Origin of the sequence: Aminobacter aganoensis, from assembly GCF_014206975.1 — a bacterium.
Lineage (GTDB): Bacteria > Pseudomonadota > Alphaproteobacteria > Rhizobiales > Rhizobiaceae > Aminobacter > Aminobacter aganoensis.
Genome location: NZ_JACHOU010000016.1, coordinates 97,651 through 112,203, shown reverse-complemented (window position 1 = coordinate 112,203; position 14,553 = coordinate 97,651). Strand labels below are relative to the sequence as shown.

Sequence of the window (14,553 nt, the reverse complement as noted above, 5' to 3'; positions counted from 1 at the left end):
CCAAGCAACCCGAGCCGTTCAAGGCGGCGCGTGCGCTGGTTCGGCGCATATTCTCTTTACCATGCCGACCGCTGGCATCGTCGACTGGCATATAGCGGATTCCCGCAATCCCGCCACAGTAATGCATCCATTTGCATACTGCCATTAGGCGAATGGGGGCTTCTCCAATGGCGAAGCCTTGTTTTCATTTCATTTTCACCGATCGAAAACCCTCCAGGCAACCAACCAGTCGTGGCAAGCTTGACTGTATACAAATGTGTGCAATAAGACGCGGAGGTCAAATCAACTGCAAAGGCGGATCGGTTCCAGGTGATGATCGGCGCATCGACAGACTACGACGTGCTCGTCGCCGGCGGCGGCAATGCCGCACTGTGCGCGGCCATCAGCGCCCGGCGCGCCGGCGCCAGCGTTCTCGTCGTGGAAGCGGCGCCGCGCTTCTATCGCGGCGGCAACACGCGCCACACGCGCAACATGCGCTGCGCCCACGATGAGGCGACCGAAACCCTGTCCGGCCCCTATTTCGAGGACGAGTTCTTTGACGACCTGCTCCGCGTGACCGGAGGCAACACCGACGCAGATCTGGCGCGCATGATGATCGCCGAATCCAAGAAGATGCTGACCTGGATCGCCGAGCAAGGCGTGCGCTTCCAGCCCTCCCTCGGCGGCACGCTCAGCCTCGGGCGCACCAACTCGTTCTTCCTCGGCGGCGGGCGGGCGATGCTCAATGCCCTCTACCGCACCGCCGAAAGCCTCGGCGTCGAAGTCGTCTATGACGCGGAGGTGGTGGGCCTCGACATCGAAGGGTCGCAATTCCGCGCCGCCCGGGTCCGGCACGCCGGCACAGAAACCACCGTTCGCGCAAAAACCTTCGTCGCCGCCTGCGGCGGCTTCGAGGCGAACATCGAATGGCTGAAAGAGGGCTGGGGCGAGATCGCCGAGAACTTCCTGATCCGCGGCACCCCCTACAACCGCGGCACGGTGCTGAAGATGCTGATCGACAGCGGCGTCGGGCAGATCGGCGATCCGACGCAATGCCATGCCGTGGCGATTGACGCGCGCGCGCCGAAGTTCGACGGCGGCATCATCACCCGCCTCGACTGCGTCGTCTTCGGCATCGTCGTCAACAAGCACGCCGAGCGGTTCTACGACGAGGGCGAGGACGTCTGGCCGAAGCGCTACGCCATCTGGGGGCGCCTTGTCGCCGCCCAGCCCGACCAGATCGCCTATATCGTCTTCGACGCTCCGTCGCTCGACCTCTTCATGCCGTCGCTCTTTCCCCCGGTGAAGGCCTCGACGCTGGGCGAGTTGGCCGGCAAGCTCGGCCTCGAGCCGGCGGCGCTCGAACGTACGGTCGCCGGCTTCAACGATGCCGTCCAGCCCGGACACTTCGACCAGACGAGCCTCGACGACTGCCGCACCGAAGGCATCGAGCCCGCCAAGAGCCATTGGGCGCGCCGCATCGAGCAGGCGCCCTTTTATGCCTATCCGGTCCGGCCGGGCATCACCTTCACCTATCTCGGCGTCAAGGTGGACCGGCGGGCGCGCATGCTGATGGATGACGGGCGACCCGCAGCCAACATGTTCGCCGCCGGCGAGATCATGGCCGGCAACGTGCTCGGCCAGGGTTATGCCGCAGGCATAGGCATGACGATCGGCAGCGTCTTCGGACGCATCGCCGGCCGCGAAGCCGCTGCCCTCGTTTCGTCCACCTGCCCGTCGTCGGAGGCCGCATGAACATCCACGCCCAGCCGGCGCACGCGACGGCAAGCCTCGCCGAGGCCGACCGCCTGATGACGGTCTGCAATTCCTGCCGCTACTGCGAGGGTCTGTGCGCCGTCTTTCCGGCAATGGAGATGCGGCGCGCCTTCTCCGACGGCGACCTCAACTACCTCGCCAATCTCTGCCACAGCTGCGGCGCCTGCTTCCACGATTGCCAGTTCTCGCCGCCGCACGAGTTCGACGTGAACGTGCCGAAGACGCTGGCGATCGTGCGCAACGATTCCTACCGCGCCTATGCCTGGCCGCGCGCCTGTGCCGGTCTTTTCGACCGCAACGGGCTGGCGATCAGCCTCATCGCCGCTGTGAGCGTCGCGGTCTTCGTCGCCGGCTTTGCTGCCTGGCATGACCCGTCCGTGGTCTTCGGCGTGCATACCGGCCCCGGCGCGTTCTACAAGCTGATGCCGCACGATGCGATGGCCCTGCTCTTCGGCGCCGCCTTTGCCTATGCCCTCGTCGCTCTCGCCATGGGCGTCCGCAATTTCTGGAAGGACATCGGCGAGCCCGCCACGACGCTCGCCGAACCTGCCTCGCTCTGGCAGGCGATCAAGGATGCGTGCAGCCTGCGCCATCTCGACGGCGGCGGCGTCGGCTGCATGAACGAGGATGAGGCCCCGACCGACCGCCGGCGCCTCTACCATCACATGACCTTCTACGGCTTCATGCTCTGCTTTGCGGCGACGTCGACGGCGACGCTCTACCACTACGTGCTCGGCATGGAGGCGCCCTACCCGGTCTACGATCTCCCGGTCGTGCTCGGCACGGTCGGCGGCATCGGCCTCCTCGTCGGGCCTGCCGGCCTGCTTCACGCGAAATGGCTGCGCAACCCGGTCCTCATGGACGGCTCGCGCACCGGCATGGACGTCGCCTTCCTCGCCATGCTGTTCCTGACCAGCCTGACGGGCCTGCTGCTGCTCGTTCTGCGGGCCACGCCCGCCATGGGCCTGATGCTCGCCCTTCACCTCGGCGTCGTCTTCAGCCTCTTCGTCACCATGCCCTACGGCAAGTTCGTCCACGGTATCTACCGGTTCCTGGCCCTGGTGCGCTACGCCAGGGAAAGGCGGCAGATCGGCGGCGCCTGACCGAGAAACCGGCGTCATCGTCAAGCAACCAAGCTTTCGTGGATCAAAATGCGGTACGATGAAAAGCCTTTATATCCGCAATCTCTAATAAAATACGATGCACCTTGGGCCACGTTGTTTCGGCAATGGCGATTCCTTTTCAGGTGTCAGGAAGCGTGTTATCCCCCACGGACGATTGTACTGGGAGGACCTATGAGACAGCTATTGATTGCCGCGAGCGCACTGGCGCTTGGCGCCGGAACCGCTGCCGCACAGGATCAGGTTTACGACTGGTCGGGAGCGTATGTCGGTGTGCAGGCTGGGTATGCTTTGGGTCAATCCCTCTACACAAACACGGACTTCCCGACCGAATACGTCAACTACGATCCTGACGGCTTCTTTGGTGGCGTCTACGCCGGCTACAATTTTCAGATGTCCAACAATGTCGTTCTGGGCATTGACGGCGACCTGAACTTCACGGGCATCAAGGGAAGCAATGACTACTGGTGGGTAGGCGGCATCCCGGTTCCGACAGCAAGCGCCGAGATCAAGTACACAGCCGCGCTTCGTGCACGCCTCGGCTATGCAATGGGTCGGGTCCTGCCATATGTGGCGGGCGGGCTTTCCGTGGCGAAATACGACTTCGATTTCATCAGGGATACCGGCTTTGTGCACTATGCGGAAAGCGAGACCATGGTCGGCTGGAATGTCGGCCTGGGCGCCGAATATGCCGCCACCGACGGTCTCGTCCTGCGCGCCGAGTACCGCTATTCTGATTATGGTTCAAAAAGCTTCGCGCAGCCGGACTTCTTCAGAATCGATGATGCCCATATCACGCTGTCGTCGCACGACTTCCGCTTCGGCATCGCCTACAAGTTCTGACGCCATCAAGTTCTGACGCCATTCACGGCGCGCCGCCCAAGCCCTTGAACTGCTGATTTATTGGCTTCCACCAAGTTGGTGGTGCCCCTAGCCGGGATCGAACCAGCACTCCTTGCGGAACTCGATTTTGAGTCGAGCGCGTCTACCAATTCCGCCATAGGGGCCTGCCCTAAACGGACAGAACGGTCGCGGACTATACGGTCAGCCACCCGTCCGTCAACTGCCCAGGCGTGCGATTGTGCGACAGATTGTGCAAGTAAAGCTCGTTTCGCATTCGTGAAGTCCTCACGCATTGTGCGGCACGGCAATTCTTCCTAAACAGGCAGCGCGTTATCCCAGGGGGCCAGATGCTTCGCCGACTCTACGACTGGACCTTGTCGCTCGCGGCAAGGAAATCCGCCGAATGGTGGCTGGCTTTCATCGCCTTCATCGAAAGCTCGATCTTCCTGGTTCCAGCCGACGTGCTCTATTTGCCGATGGCGCTGTCGCGGCCCGACCGCGCCTACCGCTACGCCATCGTGGCGACGGTGGCCTCGGTGCTCGGCGGCATCGCCGGCTGGTTCCTCGGCCACTACGCCTTCGAGGCGGTGGCCAAGCCGGTGCTCGAATTCTACGGCAAGTATGACGAGTTCGAAGCGCTCAAGGTCGCATCCGGCACCGGGATCATCCTGTTGATGCTGGTCACCTCGGGGCTGTCCCACCTGCCGCCGATCAAGGTGGTGACGATCCTTGCCGGCGTCGTCGGCTTTCCGCTCGGCTGGTTCATCGTCTCGGCGATCATCGCCCGCGGCGCCCGCTTCCTGTTCCTGGCCTGGCTGCTCAGGACCTATGGCGAGCCGATCAGGCACTTCATCGAAAAGCGCCTCGGCCTGCTGGCCGGCGTCGCCGCCGCTGCCCTTATTTTGCTCTATCTTCTCGTCAAATACCTCCACTGAACGGCAAGTGCCGGTAACCAGACTGGGCAACACGCAATGACCACCCTAGCCTCCCCGAGCGGACGCAGCCAGATGCTGACGGCGCTCTTCCTCGCCGTTGCCATGGCCGTCGTCGTCGGCACCGCGCTCGGCTTCCAGCACATCGGCGGCTACATGCCCTGCAAGCTCTGCCTCGAGCAGCGCACGCCCTACTATGTCGGCGTGCCGCTGATGGCGTTGGCCGCCCTGTCCTCGGCCATGCATTGGCCGGCCTGGCTGACCCGCGCATTGCTCGCCCTCGGCGGCCTGCTGATGCTCTATGGACTTTATCTCGGCGCCTATCATGCCGGCGTCGAATGGCGCTGGTGGTCCGGCCCGACCGACTGCGCAGCAGTCAGCGGCACCGTCGACACCGGCGGCAAGGGCCTGCTCGACGTGCTCAACGAGGTCGTGCCGCCGCGCTGCGAGGATGCGGCACTGCGCGTGCTCGGCCTGTCCTTCGCCGGCTGGAACGTGCTCGCCAGCGCCTTCCTGGCGGTCGTGGCCCTGCGTGGTGCGTTCAGGAAGTAAAGCCTTTCCTTCTCCCCGCCTGCGGGGAGAAGGTGGCCCGAAGGGCCGGATGAGGGGCAGCGATTACTCCTGAAAGACCGGCTCGGCCCCTCATCTGCCTGCCGGCATCTTCTCCCCGTAAACGGGGAGAAGAACGAAGCGGCTCTACGGCTCCAGTTCGACATCCCAGTATAGATAATCCATCCAGCTTTCGTGCAGGTGGTTGGGCGGGAACAGCCGGCCGTTGTTGTGCAGGTCGTGCACGGTCGGCTGGAACGGCCTCTGCAGCGGCCACATCTTGGCTTGCGCCGGCATCATGCCGCCCTTCCTGAGATTGCAGGGCGAGCAGGCGGCGACGACGTTTTCCCAGGTCGTGGCCCCGCCGCTGTGGCGCGGGATGACGTGGTCGAAGGTCAGGTCCTCCGGCGTGCCGCAATACTGGCACTGGAAGCGGTCGCGCAGGAATACATTGAAACGGGTGAAGGCCGGATAGCGCGACGGCTTCACATAGGTCTTGAGGCTGACGACGCTGGGCAGCTTCATCGAGAAGGTCGGCGAGGAAACGGCGTGCTCGTATTCGGCAACGATGTTGACGCGTTCGAGGAACACAGCCTTGATCGCGTCCTGCCAGGACCAGAGCGACAAGGGGTAGTAGCTGAGCGGACGATAATCCGCATTCAGCACTAGTGCTGGGAGCCCATCCGGAGACACGGCAACCGTCACTTCGCGTACCTCCTTGGCTCCCGAACCCAACGGTGCGGATACTGTAAGCCCGAGGTGACAGGAATGTGAAGCGCCTAGTCGGTCACAAAGCCCGTCAAAAATACGCGATTTTGCGCATTCAGGCGGGATTTCCGGCCGGCGGCGCGCCATCGCGGCCCCGGGTCTCGCGATAATACGCCCAGAACAGTCGCGACGCGACCCCCCGCCACGGCGCCCATGATTCGGCAAGCCGAATCAGCGCCTTCTCGCCGGGCCGCGGATCGATGCCGAGCGCATGCCCGACGGCCGACTGCAGGGCGACGTCGCGGGCCGGGAAGATGTCGGGATGACCGGCGGCAAACAACAGATAGACCTCCGCCGTCCATGGCCCGATGCCCGATATGGCGACCATGGTCGCCATCGCCTCCTGCGCCTCCAGCCGGCAGAGTCTGTCGAGGTCGAGGCCGTCGGCGACAGCCTGGGCGACGGCCAGCAGCGTGCGCTGCTTGGGCCGCGACAGACCCGCTTCGCGGAACAAGTCCTCGCCGGCGGCGAGCAATGCTGCCGGCGTCAGCGGGTCGACAAGCGTGGCAAGACGGCCGAAAATCGCCTTGGCGCTCGCCGTCGACACCTGCTGCGAAACGATGATCGAGGCGAGGCTGGCAAAGCCGGGCTCGGTCAGCCTGAGCGGCACCTCGCCGGCCATCCCGCGCACGGCCTCGAGCCGCCGGTCGACCGCGCAAAGCGCGTCGAGACCGCGGTGGACGTCGTCGAGACTGGAGATCCGGCGCATGGCGTCACTTGTTAGGTTGCGTCGGGCACCGTAGCAATCGGCAAGGCAACCGTTCAATGCGAAACCGCAACGCTCATGACTGCTCCTGTCTTCCGCTTCGCCCCGAGCCCGAATGGCGAACTGCATCTCGGCCACGCGCTTTCGGCCCTGACCAACCAGCGCATGGCCAACGCCGCCGGCGGCCGGCTGCTGCTGCGCATCGAGGACATCGACGTCACCCGCTGCACGCCGGAGTTCGACGCCGGCATTTTCCGCGATCTGGCGTGGTTGGGCATCGACTGGGAAGAGCCGGTGCGCCGACAGTCGGAACACTTCGGCGAGTATGAAGCAGCACTCGAACGCCTCAGGCGCGAAGGACTGGTCTATCCCGCCTTCATGAGCCGTGGCGACATCCGCGCCGCGATCATGGCGTTCGAGGCAACGGGAAAGACCTGGCCGCGCGATCCCGACGGCGCCCCGCTCTATCCCGGCACGGACAAGACCATGTCGCGCAACGAGCGCATGCAGCGTATCGATGCCGGCGCGCCCTTCGCCTGGCGGCTCGACACGGCGGGGGCACTGGCCAGGCTGAAGGGCCGGTTGAGTTGGCGGGAATGGGCGGATGAAACCATGCCCTCGACCACCGACGTGGCGGCGGACCCGCTGCAATGGGGCGACGTCGTCATCGCCCGGCGCGAGATACCGACCAGCTACCACCTGTCGGTGGTCATGGACGACGCGCTGCAGGGGGTGAGCCATGTCGTGCGAGGCCGCGACCTCTATTTCGCGACGTCGGTGCAGAGGCTGCTGCAGGAGATGCTCGGCTTGCCGCAGCCGAGCTATTTCCACCACCGACTGGTGCTCGGTCCGGACGGTCGCAAGCTGTCGAAAAGCCAACGCGACACCGGCCTCGCGGCATTGCGCGAGGCCGGCGAGACGTCGGAAGGCGTCAGGCGGATGCTGGGATATTAGGTCGCACCGTCCAACCGACGGGCGGTGCAGTTAGGCGGTCGTGCGTCCTTCGACAAGCTCGGGGTGAGGACCGTTGGTGCCGTCGCAATGTCGTCGAACTTCTCGACGGTGGTGCTGGCAACAGTTACGCTCCTCATCCTGAGCTTGTCGAAGGACGCACGACCAGACAACCGCCGTCAGAACCTGGCAAATCCCGCCTTGACCAGCGCCAGCACGCTGATGAAGACGAAGGCGCCGCCAAGCCCCCAGGCGACGGCGAGGTTCAGGTCGCGCAGCGTAATGCCATAGCTGTTGGCGACCAGAACGGCGCCAAAGAAGCCGACAGTGAACAGCAGCATGTTGCCCGTTGGGCCGAAGCCGTCGTCCTTCATGATGGCGTCGAGTGCTGCGCCGAAGAAGAACGCCATGACGGCGACGAAGGCGATTGCCATCATCAACCAGCCCGGATCGAGATTCCACAACATCTTCGGTCCTTTCAGAGGCCGACTGTGCAGTTTCTACCGGGCCGCCTCCCGGGGTGTGCATCACCCAGATCGGGTCGTCAGATCAGGTTCGGTGAATCTATGGATCAATCGTTTCATTTTGCTTGCGCGAATATTCGGCATTAGAGCGATCGCATGAACTCCCTACCGGGCGCGGTGTCCGGCGACGCACGGTGGCCCATGACATCCTCTCCAAAGCGGCTGATCCCGGCCACCTTCGTGCTGCTGTGGGCAACCGGCTTCATCGGCGCGCGCTACGCCATGCCGTGGGCGGAGCCATTCACCTTCCTTGCCATCCGCTTCGTGCTCGCCTTCCTGATCCTCGGCGGCGTGATGCTGGCGCTCGGCTCGGCCCGGCTCTCGCGGCGCGCGGCGCTCCATGCCGTGCTCATCGGCATGCTGCTCCACGGCGTCTACCTCGGCGGCGTGTTCTGGGCGATCCACCAGGGCCTGCCGGCCGGGCTGTCGGCGCTCATCGCCGGCCTTCAGCCGCTGGTGACGGCGGTGCTGGCAGGCAAGCTTCTGGGCGAAGAGATCCGCCCGCGCCATTGGGTCGGGCTCGCCACGGGCTTCGCCGGCGTGGTCATCGTGCTGTCGCCCAAGCTCGGCGCGCTCGGCGGCGGCGTGACCTGGCAAACGCTGACGGCATCCATCATCGCCATGGCCGGCATCAGTGCCGGCACCATCTGGCAGAAGCGCGTCGGCGCATCGGGCGACCTCGTGACCGGCACCTTCTGGCAATATGTCGGCGCGGCGCTCCTGACGACCATCGCCTCGCTGGCATTCGAGACGCGGCAGATGACGGTCAATGGCGAGCTGATTTTCGCCATGGCCTGGCTGGTGTTCGTGCTGTCGATCGGCGCGATATTCCTGCTGATGGTGATGATCCGCGACGGCGCCATGTCGAAGGTCGCCTCGCTGTTCTACCTCGTGCCGGCCGTGACTGCGGTCATCGCCTGGCTGCTGTTCGGCGAGCAATTGTCGGCGATCCAGCTCGTCGGCATGGCGATCGCCACGCTGGGCGTCGGCCTTGCCATGGCTCAGCCGGGCACGCGGGCGCGGGCCTCGAGATAGCGGCTGATCGCGGCGTTGAGCTCGCCGCCGAGGATGAAGATCGCCGAGACGATGTAGAGGAACACCACCGCGATCATGATCGAGGCGAGGCCGGCATAGGTGGTGACGTAGGACGAGAATGTGTCGAGATAGGCGGCGAAGATCGTCGACCCGGCGAGCCAGGCGAGCAGCGTGAAGACGATGCCGGGGAGGATGCTCATGAAGCGCCGGCGGCCGGCGGGCAGCCAGATGTGCACGGCAAACAGCCCGAACACGATGACCGCCGAGGCGATGGTGAAGCGCCACACGGTGATGGTGCCCATATAGGGCTGGATCCACTCGAACTTAGCCTCGAGGAGGCGCGCGATGATCGGCGCGAACACCAGCAGCACCGAGATGGCAACGAAGCTGATCGTGGCGATCAACACGAAAATCAGGCTCTGGATGCGGCGGAACCAGAAGGTGCGGGTTTCCGCGACGCGGTAGGCGCGATTGAGCGAGGTGCGCAGCGCCTCGACGCCGTTGGAGGCGAAGTAGGCTGCAAGCACGACGCCGTAGGTCAAGAGGTCGGTGCGCGGCACGGTCAGCACGTTGACCACTTCGCGTGCGATGGGTGCCGCGATCTGCTCGGGCCAGGTGTCGAACACCAGGTGCACGGCGGTTTCGGCAAAGGCATCGGCGCCGAGGAAGCTGGCAAGCGTGGTGGCGAAGATGAGGAACGGAAACAGCGCCATCAGCGTCGAGATGGCGAGATGACTGGCCATCGCCCAGCCGTCGTCGTCATGGAAGTGGCCGGCTGCGTCGAAGAGCACGCGCCTCGTGGCGACGATCTTGCGCATCAACTCCAGTTTACCGCTCCGTCCGATTGTTTCCAGGGCGCGAATATGGGAAGGGTTTGCCCCGGTTGGCAAGTGTTGGCGGCAGCGAAGTGAACCCGATCAAGGAGTTACGCACGATAATCGTGACTGGCGCGTCGTCTGGCATCGGCGCCCATTGCGCCCGTGCGCTGCACGCGGAAGGCTGGCGCGTATTCGCCACGGCACGCAAGCCGGAGGACATCGCAGCCTTGGAAGCCGACAGCATCGAGGCGCTCTATCTCGACTATGCCGAGCCGCAATCGATCGAGGCGCTGGTGGCGACCGTACTGGAGCGCACCGGCGGCAGGCTCGACGCGTTGTTCAACAACGGTGCGCATGCCCAGCCCGGCGCGGTCGAGGACCTGCCCATGGCGGCGCTGCGCGACCAGTTCGAGGCCAATTTCTTCGGCTGGCACGACCTGACCCGGCGCATCGTGCCGGTCATGCGCGCGCAGGGACATGGCCGCATCGTCAACTGCTCGTCGATCCTGGGCCTGACGCCGGTGCCGTTTCGCGGCGCCTATGCCGCCTCCAAGCATGCGCTGGAAGGCCTGATGCTGTGCATGCGCCAGGAGCTCGCCGGAACGGGCGTCCATGTCGCGATGATCGAGCCAGGCCCTGTGACGTCGAAGATCGCCACCAACGGGCTGGCCTGGTTCCTGCGCTACATCGATCACGAGCGCTCGGTCCACCACGAAGCCTATCGCGCACAACTCGCGAGACTTTCCGGCGGCGGCTCCAAATCGCGGATGAAGCTGGGGCCGGAAGCGGTTCATGCGGTATTGCGACACGCCCTGCTGTCGCCGCGCCCGCGTCCGCATTATGTTGTCACGACCCCGGCGAGAATCGGCGTCGTGCTGAAGCGCCTCCTGCCCGCCTCGCTGCTCTACCGAATTCTGGCCCGCCAAGCCTGACCGGCCAACCGAACTGGAACCCAAATGGCTACCGTATTCAACATCCTCGCCGTCGTCTTCATGTTCGCAGTCGTGGTCGTCCTGATCCGCGGCCTCATCAACATGCTGCGCGGCGGCTCGGGCAACGCCTCCAACAAGCTGATGCAGGCGCGCGTGCTGTTGCAGGCGGTGGCGCTGGTGTTCATCCTGCTGACCCTCTATTTCACACGCGGCGGCTGAACTGGGATGGTCAAGCTCAACAAGATCTACACCCGTACCGGCGACGACGGCACGACCGGCCTTGGCAGCGGCGAGCGGCGGCTGAAATCCGACCTGCGCGTCGAAGCCTATGGCGCGGTCGACGAAGCCAATGCCTGCATCGGCATGGCCCGGGTGCACACGGCAACCGAAAATCCCGACATCGACGCCATGCTCGGCCGCATCCAGAACGACATGTTCGACCTCGGCGCCGACCTGTCGACGCCCGATACCGGCAAGGACCTCGGCTACGAGCCGCTACGCATCATCGCCAGTCAGACCGCGCGCATCGAAGCCGACATCGACCGGCTCAACGCCGACCTCGCCCCGCTCCGGTCCTTCGTTCTGAACGGCGGCTCGCCGGCGGCGGCGGCCCTTCACCTCGCCCGCACGGTCGCCCGGCGCGCCGAGCGCGTGATGGTGGCGCTCACCCAGGACCCGGACGAGCACGTCAACCGCGAAGGCATCCGCTACATCAACCGCGTCTCGGACCTGCTGTTCGTCGCCGCGCGCGTGGTCAATGACAACGGAAAAGCCGATGTGCTATGGGTTCCCGGCAAGAACCGCTGATTGGCCTGAAAGCTTGAATCTGCGCATCGTACTTTCCGAAATCGATTTCGGGTCGATGCTGTCGCCGGGAGGGCGGAAGCGAAACGCATGTTCATTCCGCTCTACGATTCGAACCGGCTGCGCCACATCCGCCTGCAATATGTGACGTTCGGCCTGATCGCCATCAACGTCATCGTCTATTTCGCGACGTCGCTCGGCAGCGAGGAGTTCGCGACCGCCGCGGTCCTCGGCCTCGGCTACATCCCCTCGGTGGTGCATGACCTTGCCGAGCTGTCTCCCGACCTGATCATCATCCCGGAAAAGCTGAGTTACGTCACCTATTCCTTCCTGCATGGCGACATCCTGCATCTCGGCGGCAACATGCTGTTTTTGTGGGTGTTCGGCGACAATGTCGAGGACGCGCTCGGCCATTTCCGCTTCCTGGTCTTCTATTTGCTCTGCGCAGTCGCCGGCGCTTTCCTGCATGGCCTGATCCTGCCCGATTCCCAGACGCCGTTGATCGGCGCCTCGGGCGCCATCGCCGGCATCGTCGTCGCCTATCTGATTCTCTATCCGCGCGTGAAGGTGTGGGTCCTCGCCTTTGCCCGTATCCCGCTGCGCATTCCGGCCTGGATCCCGCTGGTACTGTGGGTGTTGTTCCAGTTCACGATGATCGCCATCGGTGGTGACGACGAGGTCAGCTGGGCTGCCCATGTCGGCGGCATTATTGCCGGCGCCGTGCTGGTGCTGGTGCTGCGCAGGCGCGACGTGCCGCTCTTTGCAGATGCGGAAGAGGCCGTGCCAAGCCCCGAAAAGACCGAAGCGCCCGCCATGCCCGAGCCGGCGACGCCGGAGCCGCCGACGGCGCAACCGGCACCGCGCTGGGGCCGGCAATAAGCCCGCGAAAGCTCGGTTTGTTTCAAACGATTTGAGCTTGAAGCAGATATTGACGTTAACGTTAGCCACAACTACGTTCCCGCCGCTTGCGGCAGCCCTCCCGCCACCAAAAGCGCGAGATCAAGTCTGTTTTTCCGCCCAATATGTCGGCAATCGACAATTGCGTCGGCCCGAGCGCTGCTATAGCGCGGCTCACATCGCTGTTCAGAGAGGTACCAGCCCATGAAAGTTCTCGTCCCGGTGAAGCGGGTTGTCGATGCGAACGTCAAGGTTCGGGTTAAGGGCGACGGTTCGGGCGTCGAACTCGCCAATGTGAAGATGGCGATGAACCCGTTCGACGAGATCGCGGTCGAAGAGGCGATCCGCCTCAAGGAGGCCGGCAAGGTCGAGGAAATCGTGGTGGTTTCGATCGGACCTGCCCAGGCCCAGGAAACGCTGCGCACCGCACTCGCCATGGGCGCCGACCGCGCCATCCTGGTCAAGACCGATGAAGCCGTCGAGCCGCTCGGCGTCGCCAAGGTGCTGAAGGGCGTGGTCGAGGCGGAGACGCCGGGCCTGGTGCTGCTCGGCAAGCAGGCGATCGACGACGATTCGAACCAGACCGGACAGATGCTGGCGGCCCTGCTCGGCTGGGCCCAGGGCACTTTTGCCTCGAAGATCGAACTCGCTGGCGACAAGGCCAATGTGACGCGCGAAGTCGACGGCGGCCTGCAGACCGTGTCGCTCAAGATGCCGGCGATCGTGACGGTCGACCTGCGCCTCAACCAGCCGCGCTATGCCTCGCTGCCCAACATCATGAAAGCCAAGAAGAAGCCGCTCGACGAGAAGTCGGCAGCCGACTTCGGCGCCGACATCGCCCCGCGCCTCAAGGTGCTGAAGACCGAAGAGCCGGGCGGCCGCAAGGCAGGCGTCAAGGTCAAGACGGTGGCCGAGCTGGTCGACAAGCTCAAGAACGAAGCCGGCGTGCTCTAAGCGAAGCGGAAAGGGATCACACACATGGCAATTCTCCTCATCGCCGAACACGACAATGCTTCGCTCTCCGACCAGACCGCCAAGGCGCTGTCGGCAGCCCAGAAGATCGGTTCCGACATCGACGTCCTGGTCGCCGGCAAGGGCGCCAAGGCAGCCGCTGACGCAGCCGCCAAGCTGAAAGGCGTGCGCAAGGTTCTGCTCGCTGAAAGCGAAGAACTGGCCGAGCGCCTGGCCGAGCCAACCGCAGCACTGGTCGTCGGCCTCGCCGGCAACTACGACACCATCGTTGCCGCCGCGACCTCGACCGGCAAGAACGTCGCCCCGCGCGTCGCAGCCCTGCTCGACGTCGCCCAGGTCTCGGAGATCATCGAGGTCGTCTCGGCCGATACCTTCAAGCGCCCGATCTATGCCGGCAACGCCATCCAGACGGTGCAGGCAATCGGCGCCAAGAAGGTCATCACCGTGCGCACCGCCTCGTTCCAGGCAGCCGGTGAAGGCGGTTCGGCTTCGGTCGAGACTGTTGCGGCCGCGGCCAATCCCGGCCTCTCGACCTTCGTCGAGAACAAGCTGTCGGAGAGCGACCGTCCGGAGCTGACCTCGGCCAAGATCATCATCTCGGGCGGCCGTGCGCTGGGTTCGGCCGAGAAGTTCCAGGAAGTCATCCTGCCCGTCGCCGACAAGCTCGGTGCTGCCGTCGGCGCCTCGCGCGCTGCCGTCGACGCCGGCTACGCCCCCAACGACTGGCAGGTCGGCCAGACCGGCAAGGTCGTGGCGCCCGACCTCTACATCGCCTGCGGCATCTCGGGTGCGATCCAGCACCTCGCCGGCATGAAGGACTCGAAGGTCATCGTCGCCATCAACAAGGACGAGGAAGCGCCGATCTTCCAGGTCGCAGACTACGGCATCGTCGGCGACCTGTTTACCGTCCTGCCGGAACTCGAAAAGGCACTTTGACGCCCACTCG

Annotated in this window: 17 protein-coding genes and 1 tRNA gene; 13 read left to right on the top strand and 5 right to left on the bottom strand. The window is 64.6% G+C overall.

Translation table 11 applies throughout. The features are described from left to right. Nucleotides 1–312: 312 nt before the first annotated feature. From tcuA to GGR00_RS22620, 3 genes are all read left to right on the top strand, one after another. Nucleotides 313–1,734, top strand: a complete 1,422-nt coding sequence (gene tcuA / locus GGR00_RS22630) for an FAD-dependent tricarballylate dehydrogenase TcuA (RefSeq protein ID WP_055973100.1) — start codon at nt 313–315, stop codon at nt 1,732–1,734. Further along, a complete protein-coding gene (gene tcuB, locus GGR00_RS22625; protein WP_055973103.1) occupies nt 1,731–2,858 on the top strand; it encodes a tricarballylate utilization 4Fe-4S protein TcuB in 1,128 nt (375 codons plus the stop codon). Before tcuA ends, tcuB begins: the two co-directional genes overlap by 4 nt. A 192-nt stretch (nt 2,859–3,050) precedes the next feature. Next, nucleotides 3,051–3,719: an outer membrane protein gene (locus tag GGR00_RS22620; RefSeq protein WP_184701273.1), complete on the top strand. Its 669-nt coding sequence runs from the start codon at nt 3,051–3,053 to the stop codon at nt 3,717–3,719. Between the two features lie 79 nt (nt 3,720–3,798). Here GGR00_RS22620 and GGR00_RS22615 read toward each other — a convergent pair. Next, nucleotides 3,799–3,883: transfer RNA gene (locus tag GGR00_RS22615), tRNA-Leu, on the bottom strand. Nucleotides 3,884–4,066: 183 nt separating this feature from the next. On the opposite strand from GGR00_RS22615, the gene GGR00_RS22610 reads away from it, so the two are divergent. Together GGR00_RS22610 and GGR00_RS22605 are read left to right on the top strand one after the other, a co-directional pair. After that, complete coding sequence (locus GGR00_RS22610) at nt 4,067–4,654, top strand: YqaA family protein (RefSeq protein WP_055973109.1); 588 nt, start codon at nt 4,067–4,069, stop codon at nt 4,652–4,654. 36 nt (nt 4,655–4,690) lie between these two features. Continuing rightward, nucleotides 4,691–5,203 carry a disulfide bond formation protein B gene (locus tag GGR00_RS22605; RefSeq protein ID WP_184701270.1) on the top strand — a complete coding sequence of 171 codons (513 nt, stop codon included), beginning with the start codon at nt 4,691–4,693 and terminating at the stop codon, nt 5,201–5,203. Nucleotides 5,204–5,347: 144 nt separating this feature from the next. Here GGR00_RS22605 and GGR00_RS22600 read toward each other — a convergent pair whose 3' ends face one another. Both GGR00_RS22600 and GGR00_RS22595 read right to left on the bottom strand, forming a co-directional pair. Continuing rightward, nucleotides 5,348–5,905, bottom strand: coding sequence for an HNH endonuclease (locus tag GGR00_RS22600; RefSeq protein WP_055973389.1), 558 nt, complete (start codon nt 5,903–5,905; stop codon nt 5,348–5,350). Nucleotides 5,906–6,023: 118 nt separating this feature from the next. After that, nucleotides 6,024–6,677 carry a DNA-3-methyladenine glycosylase family protein gene (locus tag GGR00_RS22595; protein WP_055973115.1) on the bottom strand — a complete coding sequence of 218 codons (654 nt, stop codon included), beginning with the start codon at nt 6,675–6,677 and terminating at the stop codon, nt 6,024–6,026. Between the two features lie 75 nt (nt 6,678–6,752). Here GGR00_RS22595 and gluQRS point away from each other — a divergent pair, with 75 nt between their 5' ends. Continuing rightward, nucleotides 6,753–7,628, top strand: a complete 876-nt coding sequence (gene gluQRS / locus GGR00_RS22590) for a tRNA glutamyl-Q(34) synthetase GluQRS (protein ID WP_055973118.1) — start codon at nt 6,753–6,755, stop codon at nt 7,626–7,628. Nucleotides 7,629–7,804: 176 nt separating this feature from the next. Here the strand turns inward: gluQRS and GGR00_RS22585 are convergent, their stop codons facing one another. After that, nucleotides 7,805–8,092 (bottom strand): hypothetical protein, encoded by a 288-nt coding sequence (locus GGR00_RS22585; RefSeq protein WP_055973121.1) that lies wholly within the window; start codon nt 8,090–8,092, stop codon nt 7,805–7,807. Between the two features lie 198 nt (nt 8,093–8,290). Here GGR00_RS22585 and GGR00_RS22580 point away from each other — a divergent pair, with 198 nt between their 5' ends. Then, on the top strand, nt 8,291–9,184 hold the full coding sequence (locus GGR00_RS22580; RefSeq protein ID WP_055973392.1) for a DMT family transporter: 894 nt from the start codon (nt 8,291–8,293) through the stop codon (nt 9,182–9,184). Here the strand turns inward: GGR00_RS22580 and GGR00_RS22575 are convergent. Continuing rightward, on the bottom strand, nt 9,151–10,002 hold the full coding sequence (locus GGR00_RS22575; RefSeq protein ID WP_184117426.1) for a YihY/virulence factor BrkB family protein: 852 nt from the start codon (nt 10,000–10,002) through the stop codon (nt 9,151–9,153). The two genes, GGR00_RS22580 and GGR00_RS22575, sit on opposite strands and share 34 nt — an antisense overlap. A gap of 89 nt (nt 10,003–10,091) precedes the next feature. Here GGR00_RS22575 and GGR00_RS22570 point away from each other — a divergent pair, with 89 nt between their 5' ends. The 6 genes from GGR00_RS22570 (at nt 10,092) to GGR00_RS22545 (ending at nt 14,543) form a co-directional block, all read left to right on the top strand. After that, on the top strand, nt 10,092–10,934 hold the full coding sequence (locus tag GGR00_RS22570; protein WP_082496483.1) for an SDR family oxidoreductase: 843 nt from the start codon (nt 10,092–10,094) through the stop codon (nt 10,932–10,934). Between the two features lie 24 nt (nt 10,935–10,958). Then, nucleotides 10,959–11,153, top strand: coding sequence for a twin transmembrane helix small protein (locus GGR00_RS22565; protein ID WP_055973126.1), 195 nt, complete (start codon nt 10,959–10,961; stop codon nt 11,151–11,153). Nucleotides 11,154–11,159: 6 nt separating this feature from the next. Continuing rightward, nucleotides 11,160–11,741, top strand: a complete 582-nt coding sequence (locus tag GGR00_RS22560) for a cob(I)yrinic acid a,c-diamide adenosyltransferase (protein ID WP_055973129.1) — start codon at nt 11,160–11,162, stop codon at nt 11,739–11,741. 87 nt (nt 11,742–11,828) lie between these two features. Next, nucleotides 11,829–12,617, top strand: a complete 789-nt coding sequence (locus GGR00_RS22555) for a rhomboid family intramembrane serine protease (protein WP_055973132.1) — start codon at nt 11,829–11,831, stop codon at nt 12,615–12,617. A gap of 222 nt (nt 12,618–12,839) precedes the next feature. Next, the gene (locus GGR00_RS22550; protein WP_055973135.1) at nt 12,840–13,589 is read left to right on the top strand and encodes an electron transfer flavoprotein subunit beta/FixA family protein; all 750 of its coding nucleotides are present in this window, start codon (nt 12,840–12,842) and stop codon (nt 13,587–13,589) included. A gap of 24 nt (nt 13,590–13,613) precedes the next feature. Continuing rightward, complete coding sequence (locus GGR00_RS22545; RefSeq protein WP_055973138.1) at nt 13,614–14,543, top strand: electron transfer flavoprotein subunit alpha/FixB family protein; 930 nt, start codon at nt 13,614–13,616, stop codon at nt 14,541–14,543. Nucleotides 14,544–14,553: the final 10 nt, after the last annotated feature.